20 protein-coding genes are annotated in these 22,140 nt (G+C 65.7%); 18 read left to right on the forward strand and 2 right to left on the reverse strand.

Annotation, left to right across the window (positions count from 1 at the left end; genetic code table 11):
- Positions 1 to 8: 8 nt before the first annotated feature.
- From V8683_RS14970 to V8683_RS15005, 8 genes are all read left to right on the forward strand, one after another.
- A complete protein-coding gene (locus tag V8683_RS14970) occupies positions 9 to 1,286 on the forward strand; it encodes an ATP-binding protein (RefSeq protein ID WP_411186771.1) in 1,278 nt (425 codons plus the stop codon).
- A gap of 237 nt (positions 1,287 to 1,523) precedes the next feature.
- Positions 1,524 to 2,375 carry an HTD2 family dehydratase gene (locus V8683_RS14975; RefSeq protein WP_411186769.1) on the forward strand — a complete coding sequence of 284 codons (852 nt, stop codon included), beginning with the start codon at positions 1,524 to 1,526 and terminating at the stop codon, positions 2,373 to 2,375.
- On the forward strand, positions 2,372 to 3,604 hold the full coding sequence (locus tag V8683_RS14980; RefSeq protein WP_411186767.1) for a CoA transferase: 1,233 nt from the start codon (positions 2,372 to 2,374) through the stop codon (positions 3,602 to 3,604). Before V8683_RS14975 ends, V8683_RS14980 begins: the two co-directional genes overlap by 4 nt.
- A 24-nt stretch (positions 3,605 to 3,628) precedes the next feature.
- Positions 3,629 to 4,477 carry an HpcH/HpaI aldolase/citrate lyase family protein gene (locus V8683_RS14985; protein ID WP_411186766.1) on the forward strand — a complete coding sequence of 283 codons (849 nt, stop codon included), beginning with the start codon at positions 3,629 to 3,631 and terminating at the stop codon, positions 4,475 to 4,477.
- 27 nt (positions 4,478 to 4,504) lie between these two features.
- Positions 4,505 to 5,305, forward strand: coding sequence for an SDR family NAD(P)-dependent oxidoreductase (locus V8683_RS14990; protein WP_411186764.1), 801 nt, complete (start codon positions 4,505 to 4,507; stop codon positions 5,303 to 5,305).
- 149 nt (positions 5,306 to 5,454) lie between these two features.
- Entirely contained in the window at positions 5,455 to 7,065 is a 1,611-nt protein-coding gene (locus tag V8683_RS14995; protein WP_411186762.1) for a GMC family oxidoreductase, read from the forward strand.
- Positions 7,066 to 7,128: 63 nt separating this feature from the next.
- The gene (locus V8683_RS15000) at positions 7,129 to 7,494 is read left to right on the forward strand and encodes an NIPSNAP family protein (RefSeq protein ID WP_411186760.1); all 366 of its coding nucleotides are present in this window, start codon (positions 7,129 to 7,131) and stop codon (positions 7,492 to 7,494) included.
- A 29-nt stretch (positions 7,495 to 7,523) separates the two neighbouring features.
- Positions 7,524 to 8,312, forward strand: a complete 789-nt coding sequence (locus V8683_RS15005; RefSeq protein ID WP_411186758.1) for a 3-hydroxybutyrate dehydrogenase — start codon at positions 7,524 to 7,526, stop codon at positions 8,310 to 8,312.
- A 29-nt stretch (positions 8,313 to 8,341) separates the two neighbouring features.
- Here V8683_RS15005 and V8683_RS15010 read toward each other — a convergent pair whose 3' ends face one another.
- The gene (locus tag V8683_RS15010; RefSeq protein WP_411186756.1) at positions 8,342 to 9,463 is read right to left on the reverse strand and encodes a MaoC family dehydratase; all 1,122 of its coding nucleotides are present in this window, start codon (positions 9,461 to 9,463) and stop codon (positions 8,342 to 8,344) included.
- A 111-nt stretch (positions 9,464 to 9,574) separates the two neighbouring features.
- The gene (locus V8683_RS15015; RefSeq protein ID WP_411186754.1) at positions 9,575 to 10,519 is read right to left on the reverse strand and encodes a LysR family transcriptional regulator; all 945 of its coding nucleotides are present in this window, start codon (positions 10,517 to 10,519) and stop codon (positions 9,575 to 9,577) included.
- A gap of 361 nt (positions 10,520 to 10,880) precedes the next feature.
- On the opposite strand from V8683_RS15015, the gene V8683_RS15020 reads away from it, so the two are divergent.
- The 10 genes from V8683_RS15020 to V8683_RS15065 all read left to right on the forward strand — a co-directional run bounded on the left by V8683_RS15020 (position 10,881) and on the right by V8683_RS15065 (position 22,097).
- On the forward strand, positions 10,881 to 12,113 hold the full coding sequence (locus V8683_RS15020) for a CaiB/BaiF CoA transferase family protein (RefSeq protein WP_411190430.1): 1,233 nt from the start codon (positions 10,881 to 10,883) through the stop codon (positions 12,111 to 12,113).
- A gap of 29 nt (positions 12,114 to 12,142) precedes the next feature.
- The gene (locus V8683_RS15025) at positions 12,143 to 13,633 is read left to right on the forward strand and encodes an aldehyde dehydrogenase (RefSeq protein ID WP_411186752.1); all 1,491 of its coding nucleotides are present in this window, start codon (positions 12,143 to 12,145) and stop codon (positions 13,631 to 13,633) included.
- A 51-nt stretch (positions 13,634 to 13,684) separates the two neighbouring features.
- Positions 13,685 to 14,491 carry an SDR family NAD(P)-dependent oxidoreductase gene (locus tag V8683_RS15030; RefSeq protein ID WP_411186750.1) on the forward strand — a complete coding sequence of 269 codons (807 nt, stop codon included), beginning with the start codon at positions 13,685 to 13,687 and terminating at the stop codon, positions 14,489 to 14,491.
- Positions 14,492 to 14,568: 77 nt separating this feature from the next.
- Positions 14,569 to 15,555: a quinone oxidoreductase family protein gene (locus tag V8683_RS15035; protein WP_411186748.1), complete on the forward strand. Its 987-nt coding sequence runs from the start codon at positions 14,569 to 14,571 to the stop codon at positions 15,553 to 15,555.
- Between the two features lie 43 nt (positions 15,556 to 15,598).
- Positions 15,599 to 16,348 (forward strand): SDR family NAD(P)-dependent oxidoreductase, encoded by a 750-nt coding sequence (locus V8683_RS15040; protein ID WP_411186746.1) that lies wholly within the window; start codon positions 15,599 to 15,601, stop codon positions 16,346 to 16,348.
- 153 nt (positions 16,349 to 16,501) lie between these two features.
- On the forward strand, positions 16,502 to 17,689 hold the full coding sequence (locus V8683_RS15045; protein WP_411186744.1) for an ABC transporter substrate-binding protein: 1,188 nt from the start codon (positions 16,502 to 16,504) through the stop codon (positions 17,687 to 17,689).
- Between the two features lie 20 nt (positions 17,690 to 17,709).
- Positions 17,710 to 18,582, forward strand: a complete 873-nt coding sequence (locus V8683_RS15050; protein ID WP_411186742.1) for a branched-chain amino acid ABC transporter permease — start codon at positions 17,710 to 17,712, stop codon at positions 18,580 to 18,582.
- A 2-nt stretch (positions 18,583 to 18,584) separates the two neighbouring features.
- Entirely contained in the window at positions 18,585 to 20,558 is a 1,974-nt protein-coding gene (locus V8683_RS15055) for a branched-chain amino acid ABC transporter ATP-binding protein/permease (protein WP_411186740.1), read from the forward strand.
- Positions 20,559 to 20,567: 9 nt separating this feature from the next.
- A complete protein-coding gene (locus V8683_RS15060; RefSeq protein WP_411186738.1) occupies positions 20,568 to 21,290 on the forward strand; it encodes an ABC transporter ATP-binding protein in 723 nt (240 codons plus the stop codon).
- Between the two features lie 21 nt (positions 21,291 to 21,311).
- Complete coding sequence (locus V8683_RS15065) at positions 21,312 to 22,097, forward strand: 2-keto-4-pentenoate hydratase (protein WP_411186736.1); 786 nt, start codon at positions 21,312 to 21,314, stop codon at positions 22,095 to 22,097.
- Positions 22,098 to 22,140: the final 43 nt, after the last annotated feature.

The raw sequence follows: 22,140 nt of genomic DNA on the forward strand, positions 1-22,140 counted from the left end.
CCCGCTTATTGCCCGCTTCGCTGCTCGGACGCAACCTCGTGCTGCTCGTGCTGGTTGTCATCACGAGCCAGGTTTCGACGTTCCTGTCGATCTTCATTTTTGTCCAGAAACCGCGCATAGACGAAGCGGCTTCGCTGGTCGCCTCGCAAACCGCCATGATGGAGCGTTTGCTGGTGGCCTTGCCTGAGCCTGAGCGGAGCCGGGAGCTGACGGCGATGAACGGCGGCGTTTCGGGTACGCCCCCGGTCGATACGCACAGATTGCTGCCACATGCTTATACGGTCCGCCGATTTCTTCGCGTGTTGAGCGAGCGTCTTCCTCCCGGGGCGCAGGCGTATGGGGAAGCTGGCGGCCAACATCGCTTCTGGGTGCGCCTCGTGATCGACGGCCGGTACTACTGGGTCGCATTGCCCGTGGCCGCGGCGATCGGGCAGTCGCTGTCGCTCGGTGCGATGGGTATCGCGCTGACACTCGCCATGCTGCCCGCGCTCGGCGCGTGGTTGATCCAGCGTCACACGGCCGGCCCACTGCGACGACTCGCGAATGCTGCCGCGACGATCGAGCGCGGCAGCTGGCCGGAGCCCGTTCCCGCGAAAGGGCCCACGGAGCTGGCGAGAGTGGCCGAGGCCTTCAACCGGATGGTGGAAGCGCTTGCCGGCGTGGAGGCAACGCGCACGGAAATGCTGGCCGGCATTTCGCACGATATCCGCACGCCGTTGACGAAGTTGCGTATGGCGATTACCGCACCGGAGTCGTTCGATGCGCCGCTCGCGAACGCGGAGCGCTTCGTCTCCGAGATCGATACGATCGTCGCCCAGTTCATCGATTTCGCCCGCGGCTGGGATGACGAGCCGCGCGTGCCGGGTGATCTCAATGCCCTGGTGGAACAGCTTGCCGCTGATTACGCGGGGCTCGGGCACGTGTTTGAGCTCGATCTGGCGCCGTTGCCGGAGATTCCTTATCGCGCCGTCGGCATGCAACGGCTACTGATGAACCTGATGCACAACGCGGTGGTTCACGGAAAAGTTGGATTGGCAGTCCGAACATACTGCGATGGAGGATGCGTCGTGCTCGTCGTCGAGGACGCTGGACCGGGTGTCCCCGAGGAGTTGCTGACGGTAATCCGGCAACCGTTCAGGCGCGTGGAGAGCGCTGACCGGGCTGCGGGTACCGGACTGGGTCTTGCGATCGCGGAGAGGATCGCGCGGCAACATCATGGCAAGCTCGAACTTTCAATCCGGCCGGAAGGTGGATTGGCTGCGGAAGTCCGTCTTCCATGCTTCTAGGTGGCGAGCAAGGCTACAGCCGGGAGGGGGGCCTACTGCGGCCGCATCCGCACGAAGTCCGCGGCGGGTCGCCCGACCCAGTGGGTCAAGCGCATGAACATCGCCATTTCCATCCGCCGCGGAACAGGTGAATTGATCGATCAATTCGCATAGTCGGTGCAATAATTTTGTTTGTCAGGCCCGTCGAGTTTCCCTAACCTTGTCCGCACCATATCGACAGGCGGGCCGACGCGAAGCATGGAAAACGACATTGCGCACGACTGGGTCGACCGCATCGAAACCCGGACTGAGTGCGTCGATCACTTTCGCGCATCGGCGGCGGCGGCGACGCTGGCCGACGACGCACCTCGCGCAGGCGGCCCGTTGCCGCCGCTTTGGCACTGGATGTACTGCGTGACGCCAGCGCTTGCCCGCGAACTCGGAGAGGATGGTCACTCCACGCGCGGTATCTTCCCGCCGCCGGCCGACCTGCCGCGCCGCATGTGGGCCGGCGGCCGCCTGACGCTTCATGCGCCTTTGCGCGTTGGCGATACGTTGACACGCGCGTCGTCGGTCGCGGGCATACGCGAGACGGCCGGGCGCTCGGGCAGACTCCTGTTCGTCACGCTGCGTCACCGGTACAGCCGCGGCGCCGAACTGCTTGTCGACGAAGAGCAGGATCTGGTCTATCGCGGTCCGGCTGCGAGCGGCGGCGGCGTGCCCGTGCCCGGCAAGCCCGCGCGGGGCGACGCCCGGTGGGAGCGGAGCATGCGGCCCGATCCGGCGCTGCTGTTCCGCTATTCCGCCCTGACCTTCAACTCACATCGCATTCACTACGATCGCGACTACGCGATGCATGCCGAGGGGCACGCGGGTCTCGTCGTGCAGGGTCCGCTGCTCGCCACGTTGCTCGCGCATCTGGCCGTCAGCGCGACGGGCCGCCGCCTTGCGAGCTTTTCGTTTCGCGGCGTTCGCCCGCTTGCCGGCCCTCACGCTTTCTCGCTGTGCGGGGCGCCGTGCGCGGACGGCGCGGCAGCGGATCTCTGGACCCGCGACGCGCAAGGCTGCGTGACCATGGAAGCGCACGCGGCTTTCGGGGAGAAATTGTGAGCTACGATTTCTTGCGCGGCGTGCGCGTGATCGAAAGCTCGGCGTTCATCGCGGCGCCGCTCGCGGGGCTCACGTTGGCCCAGTTCGGCGCGGAGGTGATACGCGTCGACATGATCGGCGGCGGCATCGACTACAACCGCATGCCGGTCGCGCCGTCCGGGCGCAGCCTCTACTGGACCGGCCTGAACAAGGGCAAGAAGTCCATCGCGATCGACCTGCGCAGCGCCGCGGGCCGCGAACTCGTCCAGCGTCTCGCCACCGCACCCGGCCCGGAGGGCGGCATATTGCTGACCAATATCGGCGTGCCGTGGCTCGATCACGCGCTCCTCGCCGCGCGGCGCGCGGACATGATCACCTGCACGATCGAAGGCAATTTCGACGGCTCCACGGCCGTCGATTACACGGTCAATTGCGCGAGCGGCTATCCGTTCGTCACAGGCGCGGGCGACGCGCCCGTCAACAACCCGTTTCCCGCCTGGGATGCGTGCTGCGCCTACCAGGCGGCGATGGCGATCGCGTGCGCGGTGATGTCGCGCCGGCAGACGGGGGCGGGCACGCAGTTGCGGCTCGCATTGTCGGACGTCGCGTTTTCGATGCTGTCGCATCTGGGCGTGATGACGGAAGTGGAAGTACTCGGCACGCAGCGCGAAGCGATCGGCAATCACATATATGGCGCGTTCGGCCGCGATTTCGTCACGCGCGACGGCCGGAGGCTGATGATCGCGGGCATCTCAGCCGGGCAGTGGCGCGCGCTCGTCGACGCATGCGGACTCGCGCGCGAGTTCGCGGAACTGGAGACGCGCGTCGGCGGCGACTTCGCCCGCGAGGCGGACCGTTACGCGGCACGCAACGCGATCGCTGCCGTGTTCGAGCCGTGGTTCGCGACGCGCTCATACGACGAGATCGCCACGCTTTTCGATGCTCGCCGCGTGTGTTGGGGACCCTACCGCAGCGTTCGCGAACTGCTTGCGGACGATCTCCGCGTAGGCGGGTCGAATCCGCTCTACGAGCGCGTGAGCACGGCCGGCATCGGCACGCACTGGGCGGCCGGTACGCCGGTACGCGCGCCGGACCGGCTGCGCGGCGCGCAGCGGCCGGCAGCGATGCTCGGCGAACATACCGACGAGGTGCTCGCCGGAGTGCTTGGCCTCGATGCGTCCGCGCGTTCGCAGCTGCATGAGGCCTGCGTGGTGGCCGGCCCCGAGGCCGATCCCACCGTGTGCGTCTGAGCGTTCCATCTCCGAAGGCTTGCCATGACGAATCCCGTTGATCTGCGCTCCTGCCTGTTCGTGCCGGCTACCCATCCCGAACGCTTCGGCAAGGCGCTGCGCAGCGGCGCGGATGGCGTCATCGTCGACCTGGAGGATGCCGTTGCGCCGTCTGCGAAAGCCGAGGCGCGCGAGGCGGTGCGCGCATGGACCGACGCCGGCGCGCGCGCGCTCGTGCGAGTCAATGCGCCCGGCAGCGCGTGGTTCGACGACGACATGGCGCTATGCGACCGGCCCGGCGTGCTCGGCATCGTGTTGCCGAAAGTCGGCGAGCCGGACGATCTGGCGCAGGCGTCGAACCGCTTGCGCGAGCCCAGGCCATTTTTCCCGCTGATCGAGTCGGCGTCCGGCATGGCGAACGTCGAGCGGATCGCGGCATGGCCCGGCGTCGCGCGGCTGATGTTCGGCACCGTCGATTTCGCCGCCGACCTCGACCTGCAGGGCGACGAGGAAGCGCTCTTGTACTTTCGTTCGCGGCTCGTGCTGGCCTCGCGCGTGGCGGGTATCGGTGCGCCGCTCGATGGTCCGTCGCTCGAATTTCGCGACGCTCACGCCATGCGGCGGGCGAGCGAACACGCGCGCCGCCTCGGTTTTGGCGGCAAGCTGTGCATTCACCCGGCGCAGGTGCCGGTGGTCAATCGCGCCTTCACGCCGGGAGAAGAGGAGTGCGCTTGGGCCGAGCGGATTGTCGAGGGCGCTCGCCACGGTGACGGGGTGTTCACGGTTGACGGACAGATGGTCGACGCGCCAGTGATCGCGCGCGCGCAGCGGATCCTTGCGCGCGCGAGGCGCGGCGAGGCATCGGGCCGCCGGGACGACGCGGCTCTCCGATAGGGATCGATAGAGAGGACGGTGTCAGACATGGCCGGAGCAAGCATTGAGATGCCGCGCGCGGGGGCTCACGGACGCGCGTTGCTGGCGGGCAGGACGGCGCTCATTACGGGCGCGAGCGAAGGCATCGGCGCGGCGATCGCGCTTGCGTTTGCCCGCGAGGGGGCGGATCTCGTGCTGGTTGCGCGCACGGCCGCGAAACTCGAACTGCTTGCCCGGCGCGCTCGCGCGGCTGGCGCCGGGCGCCTGAACATCGCTCCCGCCGACGTCACGTGCAGCGACGCCATGCGCGCGATCATCGGCGGTCTGGATGCGCTCGACATCGTCGTCAACAATGCGGGCACCAATTTTCCGGGTCCGTTCGTCGACGTGTCCGAGGCGGAGCTCGACGTGATGCTGGGACTCAATGTCCGTTCGTATTTCGTCGTCGCGCAGGCCGCGGTGAGGCGCATGCTCGCGGCGGGTCCGCGCGCGACGGATGCGTGCGTGATCAACGTGAGCTCGCAGATGGGACACGTGGGCGCGCCGCTGCGCGGTCCTTACTGCATGACCAAGCATGCGGTGGAAGGGCTGACGAAAGCGATGGCGGTGGAACTGGCGCCACAGCGGATTCGCGTGAACAGCATCGCGCCGACCTTTATCGATACGCCGCTGATTCGCCGTATCGTCGATACGTCCGCGAAGCAGCGCGAGATGGTGGAGAAGATTCCGCTCGGCCGCCTCGGGCAGATCGAAGACGTGGCGGGCGCGGCCATCTATCTGGCGTCGCCGGCGGCGGCGATGACGACCGGCACCTGCATCCGCGTGGACGGCGGATGGACAGCACAATGAGCCCTCGCGCCGAACGGCCCGATTGATCGGCCAAATTGCAGAATGGCTCACATTATTGCGCTGGTCAGGCCGGCACGGCGCCCGTAAAGTAGCGTCACAACATAAGGTAGCCCGCATCGCGGCCTGCCATGAGGAGCGAGACACACCAGATGGACACGACGCAATACGATTACGTCATCGTGGGCGCGGGTTCCGCGGGCTGCGTGCTGGCGAACCGGTTGTCAAAGGACGCGCGCACCCGCGTGCTGCTGCTCGAAGCGGGGCCGCCCGACAACAAGCTCTGGATCAGAATTCCAGCCGGCATGACGCGCCTCATTTCCGACCCCGGCGTGAACTGGCGCTATACGACGAGCAGCGAGCCGGGATTGAATGGCCGCATGCTGGCGTGTCCGCGCGGCAAGACGCTCGGCGGATCGAGCTCGATTAATGGTCTTGTCTACATGCGCGGACATCCGGACGACTACAACCATTGGCGCGACCTGGGCAATCGCGGCTGGGGGTGGGACGACGTGTTGCCGTTCTATCGGCGCAGCGAGTGCTACGAAGGCGGCAGCACCGCTTATCACGGCGCCGATGGCGAACTGAGCGTCGAGAACCTGAAGGCGCCGCATGTCGCGTCGCGGGCATTCGTCGAGGCAGGCCGAGGGATCGGCGTGCCGCTCAATACGGACTTCGGCGGCGAGACGCACGAAGGCATCGGTTATCTGCAACTCAATCTGCGCCAGGGCGCGCGCGAGTCCGCATCGAGCGCATTTCTCGCGCCCGCGAGGCGTCGCCCGAATCTCGACGTGCGTGTCAACGCGCACGTGCTGAAGGTGCTCATGCAGGGGCGCGTCGCGACGGGTGTCGTGTATCGGCAGGCAGGCGTCGAACATCGGGCGCTTGCGCGGGAGGTGATCCTTTCGGGTGGTGCGATCAATTCGCCGCAGTTGCTGATGTTGTCGGGAATTGGTCCGGCGCAGCAACTGCGTTCGTTCGGGATCGACGTCGTGCACGACCTGCCGGGTGTCGGCGAAAACCTGCACGATCACACCTATGTGCATTATCTTGCGCAGGTGTCGCCGGAGTTTTCGATCAACCGGAAGATTTCGTCGAACCTGCGCGTGCTGCCGCACGTGCTGCGTTACGTGCTGACCCGCAGCGGGCTGCTGACCAGCGCGGCCGCGCAGGTCGGCGCGTATCTGCGCTCGCGGCCCGACCTGACGAGGCCCGATCTGCAGTTGCAGTTCCGGCCTTTCAGCATTCTCGTGCGCAAGGACGGCCGCATTACGGCCGAGAACGTTCCGGCCGTGACCGCGTCGTGCAGTCAGAGCAGGCCGAGATCGCGTGGTCGGCTCTCGCTCGCAGCCGCCGATCCGTTCGCCTCGCCGCAAATTCTGTTCAACTATCTGACCGACAGCGAGGATTGCCGCGTGCTGATGTCCGGCGTGCGCTGGATGCGCCGGATGTTCGCCGCGCCGCCTTTCGTGGAGCACGTTGTGAAGGAGACGGTGCCCGGGCCCGGCGTGGGCTCGGACGACGAGCTGCTTGCGTACCTGCGCGCCAACGCGCAGCCGATGTATCACCCGGTGGGTAGCTGCAAGATGGGCTGCGACGGCATGGCGGTGGTGGATGCGCGTCTGCGCGTGCACGACGTCGGCAATCTGCGCGTGGTGGACGCTTCCGTGATGCCGGCCATCACCTCGGGCAATACCAACGCGCCGACTATCATGATCGCGGAAAAAGCGTCGCAGATGATCCTGGAAGACGCGCGCAACTGAGCGACGGCGCCGCAGCGCCGTTTTTGGGCAGTCGAATCTTCATATCGATAAGGAGAGCAAATCATGTTCGTGGAAGAACGCATTTATACGGTCCAGCCCGGCAAGGCGCCCGATTTCCTCAAGCTGTACGAGGAGGAGGGCATGGTGATTCAGGCGAGGCATTTGCCGTATATGGTGGGTTACTACTCGTCGGAAATCGGCACGTTGAACCTGATCGTTCATCTGTGGGCCTTCGACGACATCAATCAGCGCGTGAAGCTGCGCGAGCAGATGGTTGCCGACCCGGACTGGCAGGACTATCTGAAAAAGCTGATGCCGCTGATCGTCGACCAGCAGTCGCGAATCCTGAAGCCGGCACCGTTCTTCGTTCCGCGCCTGCAGATGCTGGTGGACGCGAGCAAAGCCGCGCGCGCGCAAACGGCAGCCTGACCACGCGGCCACGTCCAACGGGAAACCTCATGAATACGCTGAACGGCAAGATTGCGCTCGTGACTGGCTCGACGAGCGGCATCGGGCTTGGTATCGCCCGCTGCCTGGCGCTGGCAGGCGCGGACCTGATGATCCACGGTTTCGGCGATGCGTTGAAGATCGACGCGCAGTGCCGGGAACTCGCGGAACTGTCCGGCGGGCGCGTCGTGCATGGCGCGGCTGACGTGACGAAACCGGCTGAAGTGCGCGCGTTGGTGCAGCAGTGCACGGAGCGTCTCGGTGCCGTCGACATCCTCGTGAACAACGCGGGCATTCAATATACCTGTCCGATCGACGAGTTCCCGGAGGACCGCTGGGACGCGATCATCGCCACCAATCTCTCGTCGAACTTTCATGCGATCAAGGCCGTGTTGCCGCAAATGCGCGCGCGCGACTGGGGACGCATCGTCAACATCGCGTCTGCGCATGCGCTCGTCGCCTCGGTGACGAAGTCGGCCTATGCCGCGGCGAAACATGGCGTGATCGGCCTGACAAAGGTTGTCGCGCTGGAGACGGCGAAGAGCGGCGTGACATGCAATGCAATCTGCCCGGGGATGATCCTGACGCCGCTCGTCCAGAAGCAGATCGACGACTGGGCCGAACGCGACGGCATTACGAAACAGCAGGCCCAGGCGCTGATGATCGCCGAGAAGATCCCGACCGGTCAGTTCCAGACCGCGGAGCAGATCGGCGCGCTGGTGGTGTTCCTCTGCTCGGAGCCGGCTGGCCAGATTCGCGGCGCGGCCATGCCGGTGGATGGCGGGTGGACGGTCCAATAGCCTGGGGTCCGCCGTCGGTCATCCAGTCGTCATTCGGCGCGTGCGCGTCCGTTCGACCGCCGCGGCATCGCCACCGTATAGTCGAGATCGAGCACGACCGCCGGATGCCAGCCCATCGCGCCGTTGTCGTGCCGGATCCTGGCGTTGCGCACTTCGGCGGGTGCGAGATTCTTCACCCCGACAAGACGCAGCCGCAATGCGCCGACATCGGCGCGGCCCGGCAATTTCCACTTGTCGAGCACCTCCGAATACGCATAGAGCGTGTCGCCGCCGACAGTGGGCGCGACGTGCGTGCCGCCGTTGATGGCCAGCATGCCGAGCACGTTTTCTAGCCCGTCGTAGGCGAGCGAACGGCAAACCGACATCGCATGGCCGCCATACACGAGCCGCCGGCCGGTCGGCGCGCGCTGCATGGCGAGCGCGTCGAAGTGCGGCCGTGCGTTGTTCTGATAGAGGCGCGTGGCCATCATGTGCTCGGCTTCCTCGATCGTCGCGCCGCCGGGATGATCGATCCGTTCGCCGATTGTGTAGTCATCCCAAACGTCGGCGGACCCCGTGGCTTCGCGCAGATCCTCGAGTGCCTCGGTCGAGCGCAGGCGTGCCTGCACCACCAGCTGGCCGGGCGCAACATGATCCTGCAGGTCGGGCACATGCTGTTCGCGCGTCGTTGCGCCCGGCGACGACTTGTGAACCATCACCCAGCGCACCCAGCTCAATACCGCGTGGCTGTCTTCCCGGTAACACGTGGAGCGCACGTAGACAATGCCGCTGCGGCCGTTCGAATTCTCCCTCAGGCCGATCACGACGCTTTCGCAATGCAGCGTGCTGCCGGCGAACACCGGGCTCAGGAAGCGTGCTTCCGCGTAGCCGAGGTTCGCGACCGCGTTGAGCGAGACTTCGGGAACCGTCTTGCCGAAGGCCATGTTGAACAGCAGCAGATCGTCGATGGGCCGGCTTTCGAAGCCCAGCTCGCGCGCGACCATCACCGACGAATGGGTCACGTGGCGGCTGCCCGTAAGTGCTATGTAGACCGAAGCGTCGCCGTCGGTGACGGTGCGCGGCGTGCCGTGGCGGATGACCTGGCCGAGACGGAAATCCTCGAAGAATCGGCCCGGGCGATGCTTGGCGGCGGAAGTGCCTTTGTTCGTCATATCGTCGAATGGCTCGTGGGGACGCAAGGTTTCTTCCGGCCCACTTTAATAGGTCTGCCATCCGGCTGACAATTGACATTATTGCGTCGATTATGCGTGTTCTTCGCTCAATCAATCGTGTGCGAGCGCGGGTCGGTTGGTGACCGGGCCTCCGATCAGTTGCTTGAGCAACTGCACGAGCCGTGTCGAGGCGGGCGACAGGTTCTGGCCGCGCATCGTGATGACGGCGATCTGCCGCGATAGCGGCGGATTGACGATGCGCAGCACCCATGTTGACGGATCGGTGCGTGACGGTAGGGCGATCTCGGGCAGGATCGCCGCTCCGAGTTCGGCGTTGGCCATCGAGATCAGCGTCTGCGCCTGCGCGAACTGGTATCGCGTCGTATAGGACAGATGCTGTGTATTCATGACCTCCTCGAGCATCGCGCGCAGCGCGGTGGCACGGTTGAGCACGAGCAGCGGCATGTTGGTGAGCGTCGCGAGATCGATGGTCTTGCGGCTCGTGGTGATGAAGCGCTTGGGCACGATGGCGTAGAACGGGTCGGTCAGGATCGGCTCGAAACGGAACTCCGGGTGATTGACCACCGGCCCCACGCCGAAATCGACCTCGCGCTTGCGGATGCTGTCGAAGAGGGCCTCAGACGTGACCTCCTGCACGAATACCTCGACGCCGGGATACTCGCGCTCGAACTCGGCGAGCACCTTGGCGAGCCGCGTTTCCGCGATGGTCGGCGAGCACGATAGCGACACGCGGCCGCGCCGGATGTCCGCGAGTTCGTGTATTCGCCGCAGGCCCGACTCGACTTCGAGCAGTGCGCGTCTCGCGCATTGCAGCAGTTCGGTACCTTCGTCGGTGAGCCGCACACTGCGCGTGGTGCGGTGAAAGAGATCGACGCCCAATTGCAGTTCGAGCTGCCTTATCTGCGAACTGATCGCGGACTGCGACTTGAACGATTTTTCGGCCGCGACGCGAAAACTGCCGTGCTCGCCAATGAGGATGAACGTTTGCAGCAGTTTCAGATTGATGTTGGCCAGCGATCGGGTTGGAGACGCCATGCTGGGCTCGCAAGTAATCGACTGAACCGGATAATAGGCCGGATTGGCCGGTTTGTCCGCGCCATGACCGCGCCTAATGATTTTCCCTTAGACGACGCTCGCGCAAGGTACCCATGCGTCACCCGCGCCGGGTGCGGCGGGTCGGCAGGCGTCGGCGAGATGTCAGCGGACCCGCGCGCAAGCCCCGCCATTGCTTGTTGCTCAGGGTTTCCCCGCGGCGCCGGGCGCAGCCGATTGTGCCAACAGATTGCACAATTCAAAAGATAAATGCGTTTGTTGGTTCCATGCCTGAATCGTAAAGTTCGCTTCATCGGATGCGCCTTGGCGCGACGCGGATAACGAACAGGAATCGATGATGGCATTGGAAACATCGGATGAAGCAGAGACCGTGCTGGGCGACCTCAAGCCGGGCGCACTCGCGGATCTCAAGGTGCTCGATATCGCGACATTCGTGGCCGCGCCGTTTTGCGGCACGATACTCGCGGACTTCGGTGCGCAGGTCATCAAGATCGAGCAGCCCAAAACCGGCGATTCGCTGCGCCAGTTTGGCACGGTGACCGAGTGCGGTGACAGCCTCGTATGGCTTAGCGAGTCGCGCAACAAAAAGACGGTGACGCTCGACTTGCGCAAGCCCGCGGGCGCGGAGGTGTTTCGCAAGCTCGTCGCACAGTCAGACGTCGTGCTCGAAAACTTCCGCCCCGGCACGCTCGAACGCTGGGGCCTCGGCTTCGACGCACTTAGCGAAATCAACCCGCGTCTCATCATGCTGCGCATCAGCGCATACGGGCAGACCGGGCCGAAGCGCGACGAGCCCGGCTTCGCGCGTATCGCGCATGCGTTCGCGGGACTCTCCTGGCTTGCGGGCGAACGCGATGGACCGCCGGTTGTGCCGGGCTCCACGTCGATGGCCGACTACGTGTCGGGCATGTGGGGCGCGATTGGCGTGCTGACCGCGTTGCAGGCGCGCGCGGTGAGCGGGCGCGGACAATTCATCGACATCGGCCTGTACGAGTCGGTGTTCCGGTTGCTCGACGAAATCGCGCCGGCCTATGCGAAGTACGGCAACGTGCGCGAGCGTATGGGCGCCGACACGGTCAACGTTGTGCCGCACAGCCACTACCAGACCGCGAGCGGCGAATGGGTCGCGCTCGCATGCACCAACGACAAGATGTTCGAGCGCCTCGCGCTCGTGATAGGGCAGCCGGAACTCGTCGAGCAGTTTCGCACCAGCGCCATCCGCGTGGCGAACCGCGACCGCGTGAACGCACTCGTTGCCGGCTGGATAGGCAGCCGCACGCTACCGGAGGTGCTCGAGAGCACGCGCGACGGCGGTGTGCCGTGCGCGCAGATTTATTCGATCCGCGAAATATTCGAGGACCCGCAATACGAGGCACGCGGCAATCTCCTGCATATCGACGATCCGCGCGTCGGCAAACTGGTGGTGCCGGCGCCGGTGCCGAGAATGTCCGCGACGCCGGCGCAGTTTCGCCACGCGGGCCGCGCGCTGGGCGCCGACAACAGCGAAGTCTATACAAGCTGGCTGGGACTCGGTGACGCGGACCTGCGCGCGCTGGCCGAAGCCGGCGTGATCTGAACCATGGATCCGGAAGGAGCGCTATCCCGATGACGAGCGATTTGCAGCAGTACCGGATGTATATCGGCGGAGAATGGGTCGACGCCGCCGACGGCGCGACCTTCGAAACCATCGACCCCTATACGCAGAAACCGTGGGCGGTGTTGCCGCGCGCCGGCAAGCTCGATGCGGCGCGCGCGGTCGATGCGGCCAGCCGGGCGTTCGAGGGCGGTGCGTGGGCGAAGTTGAAGGCGAGTGCGCGCGGGCTGCTGCTGCACCGTCTCGCCGACCTGATCGCGCGCGATGCGGAGCGCCTCGCACGCGTCGAGGTGCGCGACAACGGCAAGCTCATCAACGAGATGCGCGCACAAATGGCGTACCTGCCGGAATACTTCCGGTATTTCGGCGGTCTCGCAGACAAGATCGAAGGCGCGGTACTGCCGATCGACAAGGCCGATACGTTCAACTACACGTGTCACGAGCCGCTTGGCGTCTGCGTCGCGATCACGGCGTGGAATTCGCCGCTTCTGCTCGCCGTCAACAAACTGGCGCCGGGGCTGGCCGCCGGCAATACGTTCGTGCTGAAGCCTTCGGAGTTCACGTCGGCGTCTGCGCTCGAACTCGCGAGGCTATTCGAGGAAGCCGGTTTTCCGCCGGGCGTGCTCAACGTCGTGACCGGCTATGGCGCCGAAGTGGGCGCGCCGCTCGTTGCGGACCGCCGCGTCGCGAAGATCGGCTTCACCGGCAGCGAGACCGGCGGCCAGAAGATCTACGAGGCGGCGGCGCGCGACTTCAAGCACGTGACGCTCGAGCTGGGCGGCAAGTCCGCGAACATCGTGTTCGCCGATGCGAATCTCGACAATGCGGTGAAGGGTGCGATTTCCGGCATTTTCGCCGCGACCGGGCAGACTTGCGTGGCCGGCTCGCGCGTGCTCGTGCAGGAGAGCGTGTACGACGAGTTCGTCGAACGGCTGGTCGCGTTCGCGCGCGCGGCGCGCATGGGCGATCCGCAGGAAACGACGACCCAGGTGGGCCCCGTGACCACGCCGCCGCAATACGAAAAGATCCTGAGCTATATCGACATAGCGAAAAAGGAAGGTGCGCGCTGCGTGCTGGGCGGTTCGCCCGCGCACCGCCCCGAATGCGGCTCGGGCCAGTTCGTCGAGCCCACCATTTTCGCCGACGTGCGCAACGACATGCGCATCGCGCAGGAGGAAGTGTTCGGCCCGGTGCTCAGCTGCATCCGTTTTCGCGACGACGACGAGGCGGTCGAGATCGCCAACGACAGCCTGTACGGTCTCGCCGCGGGCGTATGGACGAGCGACCTGCGCCGCGCGATCGAACTGCCGAAGCGGCTGAAGGTCGGCATCGTGTGGGTCAACATGTATCGCGCCGTGAGCTATATGTCGCCGTTCGGCGGCTACAAGCGTTCGGGAATCGGCCGCGAGAACGGCATGGACGCGATTCGCGAATACCTGCAGACGAAGAGCGTCTGGATCAGCACCGCCCAGGAGACAGCCGATCCGTTCGTGATCCGTTGAGCACGCGATCGACCCTTCTTCACTCATTTATTTGCGAGCCGATAGACCGCCATGTTTCCGACGAGCGCCCCAAACCACAACGAAGACCTTGCTCCCGTGTTGCCGTTTCGCATCGACAACCAGGTCGCGCTCGTGACGGGCGCGGGGCGGGGCATCGGCGCGGCCATTGCGCGCGCGCTGGCCGACGCGGGCGCGCAGGTCGTGCTGGTCTCGCGCACGCGCGCCGAACTGGAAGCCGTCGCAGCGCAGATCGAGCGGCGCGGCGGCAGCGCGCGCGTGGCCGTGTGCGACGTGACCGACAGCGCGGCCATTCGCGCGGTGATCGACGATCTCGCGCAGCTCGACATCGTCGTCAACAATGCGGGCACCAATATTCCGGAACCGTTCGTCGATGTCCCGGATGCCCATCTCGATACGGTACTCGACCTGAACGTGCGGGCGTGTTTCGTGGTCGCGCAGGCGGCCGTGCGCAAGATGCTCGCCGACCCGCAGCGGGCGGCGCGCGGCGGCGTGGTGCTCAACATCTCGTCGCAGATGGGGCACATCGGCTCGCCGAATCGTACCGTCTACTGCATGACCAAGCACGCGGTGGAAGGGCTCACGAAAGCCATGGCGATCGAGCTTGCACCGCAGCGCATCCGCGTGAACTGCATTGCGCCGACGTTCGTCGACACGGCGCTCGTGCGCAGCATCGTCGATACCGAGGAGAAGTACGATTTTCTCGTCTCGAAGATCCCGCTCGGGCACATGGCGCATGTGCGCGACATCGCGGCGGCGGCCGTCTACCTGTGCTCGCCGGCGGCCTCGATGGTGACCGGCACCTCGCTGCTGGTGGATGGCGGCTGGACCGCGCAATGAGCGCGAACCGGTGAGCACGGGTCCATGAACCAATACGATCAACCCGACTACAGCAGTAGTCCGTCTGGAGTGAATCGATGAGCAGAACTACAGGACGTCTCGTTGTCGAGCAAACCGGGGGACCGGAAGTCATGACATGGGTCGAGGAGCCGGTGAAGCCGGCCGGCCCGGACGATATTCGGGTGAAGCACGAGGCGATCGGTGTCGATTACATCGATACGCAGATCCGCGCCGGGGAGATGCCGGCCGCGCTGCCCACCGGAATCGGCTTTGCGGCGGTGGGCACGGCGACGGAAGTGGGCGCGAACGTGCAGCACGTGAAAGAGGGGCAGCGGGTCGCCTACATGTACTTCACGCCCGGCAGTTATGCCGAGGAGCGGGTAGTACCGGCGGAGCGCGTGATCGCGCTGCCCGACCAGACACTCGCGCCCGATCTCGCGGCTGGCGCGCTCTTTCGCGGCCTGACCGCGTGGTACCTGTCCACGCGCCTGCGTCCGATCGAGCGCGGCGACACGGTGCTCGTGCACGCGGCGGCCGGCGGCGTCGGACTGATGCTCACGCAGTGGCTCACGCATCTGGGAGCGACGGTGATCGGCACGGTCGACACGCTGCTGAAGGCCGATACGGCGCGCGAGTTCGGCTGTGCGCACGCGGTCGTGATTCCCGAGCAGGACTTCGTCGCCAAGGTCAAGGAGGTGACCGGCGGCAAGGGCGTCGCGGTCGTCTACGAAAGCATCGGGCGCGCGACCTTCGAGGGCTCGCTCGACAGCGCGCGGCGTTTTGGATTGATCGTTTCGTTCGGCTGGCCGTCGGGCGATCCGGGGCCGGTCTCGCTGATGCATCTGCGCAGCAAGGGATCGCTGTTCATCACGCGTCCCACGGTGACGCAATACACGGCGGACGCGAGCGATTTCCGCACGGGGGCGACCGCGCTGTTCGGCCTGGTGCGCGACAACGTGCTGAAGGTCAAGGTCGGCAACAGTTATCCGCTGCGCGACGCCGCACAGGCGCATCGCGACATCGTGGCGGGCCGCACGCTCGGCTCGGTCGTGTTGATCGCCTAGGCGCCCACGGAATTCATCACCAACACAGGCAGGAGACCAAGCGATGTTACTGGACGGCAAGACGGCGATCGTGACGGGATGCGCATCGCGGAAGGGCATTGGCTGGGCAACGGCGCGGCTTTTCGCGCAGCACGGCGCGCGTGTCGCGCTGATCGACCTGCGCGAGGAGGACGCGCGCGCAGCCGCTGCGGCGATCGGCGACGCGCATCGGGGCTACGCGTGCGACGTGCGCGATGCCGGGCGCTGCGAGCAGGTCGTGAAGGACATTGTCGAGACGTTCGGCGCGGTCGACATCCTCGTGAACAACGCGGGTGTGAGTCAGGCGAACCGCCTGATGGACAGCTCGATGGACGATTACGACCTCGTGCTCGACGTCAGTCTGCGCGGCACGTTCAACATGTCCCGCGCGATGACGCCGCATTTTCGCGGCCGTCGCAGCGGCACGATCGTCTGTATGGGCTCGCTTGCGGCGCAGCGCGGCGGCGGCGTGCTGGGCGGCCCGCACTATGCGGCCGCGAAGGGCGCGGTGCAGGCGCTCGCGAAGTCGATGGCGCGCGAACTGGCGCCCGACGGCATTCGTGCGAACGCGATCGCCCCGGGGCTGATCGACACGGATCTGCTGATCGGCAAGATCACCGACGAAGGCAAGGCCAGCGTGGCGGCCAGCACGCCGCTCGGCCGTCTCGGCACCGCGCAGGACGTGGCGAACGTGTGCCTGTTCCTTGCCTCCGATCTGTCCGCGTACGTAACGGGCGTCGTGCTCGACGTAAACGGCGGGTACCACATCCACTGAGCTTTTCTGCTGTTCGCATATGAAGCCGCATACGATGCGGCGCCATAAACGACTTGTACGGGTACGGAGTAAGCGCTTAAGCACCAGTCAATAACATTCACGTGACCGGAGTCCATGACAGTGTGCGCACTCCGGTCAACGAAGGAGACAGTCATGTCGAGTAAAAGAAATCTGCGCTGGGTAATTGCCGTGGCAGCGGCCTGCGTAACGATCGCCGCGCATGCCGCCGATCCCATCAAACTGGGCGTGTCGGGTCCGTTCACGGGCGGCTCCGCGCCGATGGGCATCTCCATGCGCAACGGCATCAAGCTTGCGATCGACGAGATCAACGCGTCAGGCGGCGTCCTGGGCCGCCCGCTCGTGATGGTCGAGCGCGATGATCAGGCGAACAACGCCCGCGGTCTGCAGATCGCCCAGGAGCTGGTGTACAAGGAGCACGTGGCGGCGAGCGTCGGGATCATTTCTACCGGCGTAATTCTCGCAAGCCAGAAAGTCTACCAGGACGCGCAGATTCCGCTCCTGACACCGGGGCCGAGCGGCACTCAGGTCACGAAGGTGTTCATGACGCCGGCCTATCCGAAGAGCTATGTGTTCCGCGTGTCGCTGGTCGACCGCATCCAGGCCGGCATGATCGCGAACGAGGCCATCAATCGCGAGCACCTCACGAAGGTTGCCGTATTCGCCGATTCGTCGAACTACGGCCAGCTCGGGCGCGAGGACATGACGGCAGCGCTCGCCAGGCTGGGCATCACTCCGGTGGACGTCGAGAAGTGGAACCAGGGCGACGTGGACATGACCTCGCAGGTGCTGCGGGCAAAGGCGGCCGGCGCTCAGGCGTTGCTCACCTATGGCGAGGGGCCGGAACTCGCGCAGATCGCCAACGAGATGGCGAAGCTCGGCTGGAAGGTGCCGATGATCGGCAGCTGGACGCTATCGATGCCGAACTACATCCAGCTCGCGGGCCCCAACGCGGAGGGCACGCGTTTTCCGCAGACCTTCGTGGCCGACGGCTCGCCGCGCCGCCAGGCGTTCATCGAGAAATATGCGAAGGCGTACCACACGAATTACATTCCGGGCGCGGTATGGGCGGCGCAAGGTTATGACGTGGTGTATCTGATGGCGGCGGCGATGAAGCAGGCAGGCACGACGGACGGCCCGAAGGTGCGCGATGCGCTCGAGAACCTGAACCAGAAGATCGACGGCCTCATCATGACCTACGACCATCCGTTCTCGAAGACCGACCACGACGCGATTCGCGACGGCTCGGTCGCGGTGATGGCCGAGATCAAGGGCGGGCGCGTCGTGAAGATGGACGAGACCCAGGCGCAGGCGGCGCGCTGAACCGGCACGGGAAGACTCACATGAACGTCATCCTGCAGATCATCGTGAGCGGATGCGCGGTCGGCATGATCTATTCGGTCACCGCGTTCGGCTATCAGCTCACTTTCGCCACCTCCGGCACCATGAATTTCGCGCAGGGGCAGGCGCTCGCGATCGGCGCGCTGTCCGGCCTCACCATCATGGAGTTCGTGGGTAGCTACTGGCTGATGATCCCGCTCGTGCTGATCGTGGGGGCGGCCGTCGGCGTGATCACGGAGCGCATCAGCGTGCGGCGCGCGATAGCGGCGAAAAGCGAAGGCTGGATCATGGCGACGATCGCGCTCGGCATCATCATGACCAACGTGGCCGAGAACATCTGGGGAACCGACGACCTGAAATTTCCATCGCCGCTGCCCGACACGCGCATCACGGTGGCGGGCGCGAACATCCTGCCGATGGAAATACTCGTGATCGTCGGCGCGCTCGCGCTGATGGCGGCGGTTGAGCTTTTCAACCGCAAGACCATCTACGGCAAGGCGGTGGTCGCGACCGCCAGCGACGCCGACGCGGCTGCGCTGATGGGCATCAACACGCGGTTGGTCGTGACGTTTTCCTATGCGTTGTCGTGCATGAGCGCCGCGTTCGCGGGCATCCTGATCGCGCCGTTGACCGTGGCGGGAGCGGACATGGGCGCGACGCTCGGGCTGAAGGCATTCGCCGTTGCGATCATCGGCGGGCTGACCTCGGGCTTCGGGATCATCGCGGGCGGGCTCATTCTAGGCGTAGTCGAAACGTTCACCGGCTACTACGTGTCGAGCGGCTACAAGGACGTGCCCGGTCTGCTGCTGCTGCTCGCCGTGCTGGCCGTGAAGCCGGCGGGCCTGTTCGGCCGGACCTCGATCAGGAAGGTGTAGCGATGAACCGCTCGAAAACGTTCGCGGGCTGGCTGCTCTTCGCGGCCCTTGCAGTCTTCCCGCTGGTGAGCAGCAATCCGTACTACACGCACCTGCTGGTTATCATCGGCATCTATGCGGTGCTGATCTTCGGGCTCGACATCGTGGTGGGGTATACGGGCGAGGTGTCGATCGGGCATGCGGGACTCTTCGGCATCGGTGCCTACACGACGGGCATCCTGATGACGAGCGCCGGGCTGTCCGTGTGGATCGCCGTGCCTGCGGCGCTCGTGGTGACCTCGCTGTTCGGCGCGGTGCTGGCCGTGCCGTCGCTGCGGCTGACGGGACCGTACCTCGCAATGGTCACGCTCGCATTCGGCACCATCGTCCAGATCCTGCTGAACGAAATGGACTTTCTCACCAACGGCGCGCAAGGTCTCGCCATTAACAAGCCCGTAGTCGCCGGGCATCTGGTGAGCGCCACCGACTTCTACTATGTCGTGCTCGCGGTCACGACGCTGGCGATGCTGGTCGTCACGCGCATCCTCTCCTCGCATTATGGCCGCGCGTTTCTCGCACTGCGCGGAAGTCCCGTCGCGGCGGACTGCATGGGCGTGTCCGTGTATCGCTACAAGGTGATCGCGTTCGTCATCAGCGCGGCGTTCGCAGGGCTGGCGGGCTCGCTCTACGGGATCTCGGAGGAATACATCGCGCCGAACACGTTCTCGATGGAGCTCTCCACGCTGTTCCTGCTGGCCGTCACGCTGGGCGGGCGCCGCTCGCGGGTCGGCACGCTGATCGGCTCGACCACGATCGTCGTGTTGCCGAACCTGCTGTCGGACATCGTGTTGTTTCGCTGGTTGACCGTCGTGCTCGCCGTGCTGGTCGCGCTGCTCGTCGTGCACGCGTGGCGCACGCGCCGCGCCGCATGGAAAACGCTGCTCGCGCCGGTGCTCGTGATGGCCGCGTTCGTCGCGTTCGCTTTCACGCTTACCGACATCGTGAGCCAGCGCCTCACGATCTTCGGGCTGATGATTCTCGGCGTGGTTTACTACCTGCCCGATGGCATTGCCGGCTACGTGCGGGACTTCGCCGCCAACTGGCGCGGTGCGAAGCGGGTCGATGCGCAGACGCCCGCCGTCGCCGTCCCGGTCGGCGCGTGGACCTTGGCGCGTTCGGCGCGCGACGCGGCGGCGGCGGCCCAGCCGGAGTGCGTGCTCGACCTCGCGTCGGTCGTGATGCAGTTCGGCGGCCTGCGCGCGCTCAACGACGTCACGCTGCAAGTCAAGCGCGGCTCGGTTCACGGGCTGATCGGCCCGAACGGTTCCGGCAAGAGCACGATGATGAACGTGCTCACCGGCGTCTACGCGGCGACGAGCGGCGACATCCAGTTCAATGGTGAGCGCTGCGATGGACTCAAGCCGGCTCGCATCGCGCAGCGCGGCATGGCGCGCACCTTCCAGAATGTGCAACTCTTCGGAGAAATGAGCGCGCTCGACAACGTGCTGGTCGGGCTGCACCAGATGTTCCGTTCTAACCTGATCGACGTGATCTTCCGTACGCCGCGCTTCCGGCGAGAGGAACGGGCGGCGCGTGCGCGCGCGGCGGCTCTGCTCGGCTTCGTCGGCATGCAGGAGTTCGCGCCGACTCGCGCGCGCGATCTGCCGTACGGCCGCCAGCGGATGCTGGAGATTGCCCGCGCGCTCGGCACTGAGCCGTCGCTGCTGCTGCTAGACGAGCCGGCCGCCGGCTTGCGTCCGAACGATCTGCCGGAGCTGCGGAAAATGATCGAGAAGATCCGCGAGCACGGTATCACAGTAGTCCTGATCGAGCATCACATGGACCTGGTGATGGCGATCTGCGATCAGGTGTCGGTGCTCGATTTCGGCCAGAAGATCGCGGAAGGGCCGCCGACGAAGATCTCGAACGACCGGCGCGTGATCGAGGCCTACCTCGGCGCATCCGCCGCCACGCCGCTGGTCGGCGGCGCGGCATAGGAGACCCGTATGCTCATCGTTGACGGCGCTTATGCTGGTTATGGTTCCACCGAGGTGCTGCACGGCATTTCGCTGGTCGTCGCGGGGGGAAGCGTTGTGAGCCTGATCGGCTCGAACGGCGCCGGCAAGACGACGACGATGCGGATGATTTCCGGAATGGTGCATGCCCGGGCCGGGCGCGTGGTGTTGAACGGCACCGACATTACCGGCCTCGACGCGCACCGTATCGCACGACTGGGCCTTGCACACAGTCCGGAGGGTCGGCGCGTGTTCCCGACGCTTTCGGTGCGCGACAACCTCGAGCTGGGTGCGTTCTCGCGCTTCATCGGCGCACGCAGCAAGGGCGATATCGGCGAGGACCTGGAGCGCGCGATGGACCTCTTCCCGGTATTGCGCCGGCGCGCCGCGCAACTGGCGGGCACCCTGTCCGGCGGCGAGCAGCAGATGCTCGCGATGGCGCGCGCGATCATGCTCAATCCCGAGGTCGTGCTGCTCGACGAACCGTCCATGGGACTGGCGCCGCTGCTCGTCGAGGAAGTTTTCAGAACGATTGAGCGCCTGCGCGAACAGGGCGTGACGATGCTCGTCGTCGAGCAGTTCGCGGCGGCGGCATTGCAGGTAAGCGATTACGGCTATGTGCTCGAGAACGGCCGGATCACGATCGAAGGGCCGGCCGCGAGCCTGCACGACAACGAGGCGGTGCGGGCGGCTTATTTGGGCGGTATGCATTGACTGATCGAGACGGGAGCCAACGTGAACCAGCAACATCTGAATGAAGCGGCCCGCGCGCTGTGGGCACATTTCGACCACGCAACGCGCTTCGACGCATTGCCGGCTGCGTGCCGGCCCGACAACCGTGCCGACGCCTACGCGGTGCAGCGCGAGGTGGCACGCTTGTCGGGGCGGCAGGTTGCCGGCTGGAAGATCGCCGCGACCAGCGCAGCGGGGCAGAAGCACATCGGCGTGGACGGGCCGATTGCCGCGCGGCTTCTGTCCGAGCGCGTGATCGCGGACGGCCTCGCGATTCCGATGGGATCGAACGTGATGAATGTCGCCGAGGCGGAATTCGCGTTTCGCATGAAGCGAGCGCTGCCGCCGCGCGCCGAGCCATATCGCAGCGAGGAAGTGATGGACGCGGTGGATACGCTGCATCTCGCGATCGAGGTACCGGACTCGCGCTACCGCGACTTCGCGAGCGTGGGCGCGTTGCAGCTGATCGCCGACGGCGCCTGCGCGTCGTGGCTCGTCGTGAGCGGAGCGACGCCGGCCGACTGGCGATCGATCGACCTGGTCGGCCACGGCGTGCGCGCGTATCGCGACGGCACGCTGGCGGGCGAAGGCAGCGGGGCGAACGTGCTCGGCGATCCGCGCATCGCCATGACGTGGCTCGCGAACGAACTGAACGGCATCGGCGAGGGCCTGCAGGCGGGCCACATTGTGACGACCGGGGCCTGTGTCGCGCCGATGGCAGTCGCCGCCGGCAACTCGATGGTGGTGGACTTCGGGGTGCTGGGCAAGGTACAGGTAGGATTCGTTTGATAACTCGCCCATCATGAGACGCACGTAAGGCGGCAGGCAGCGC

Source organism: Paraburkholderia sp. AV2 (genome assembly GCF_054968425.1).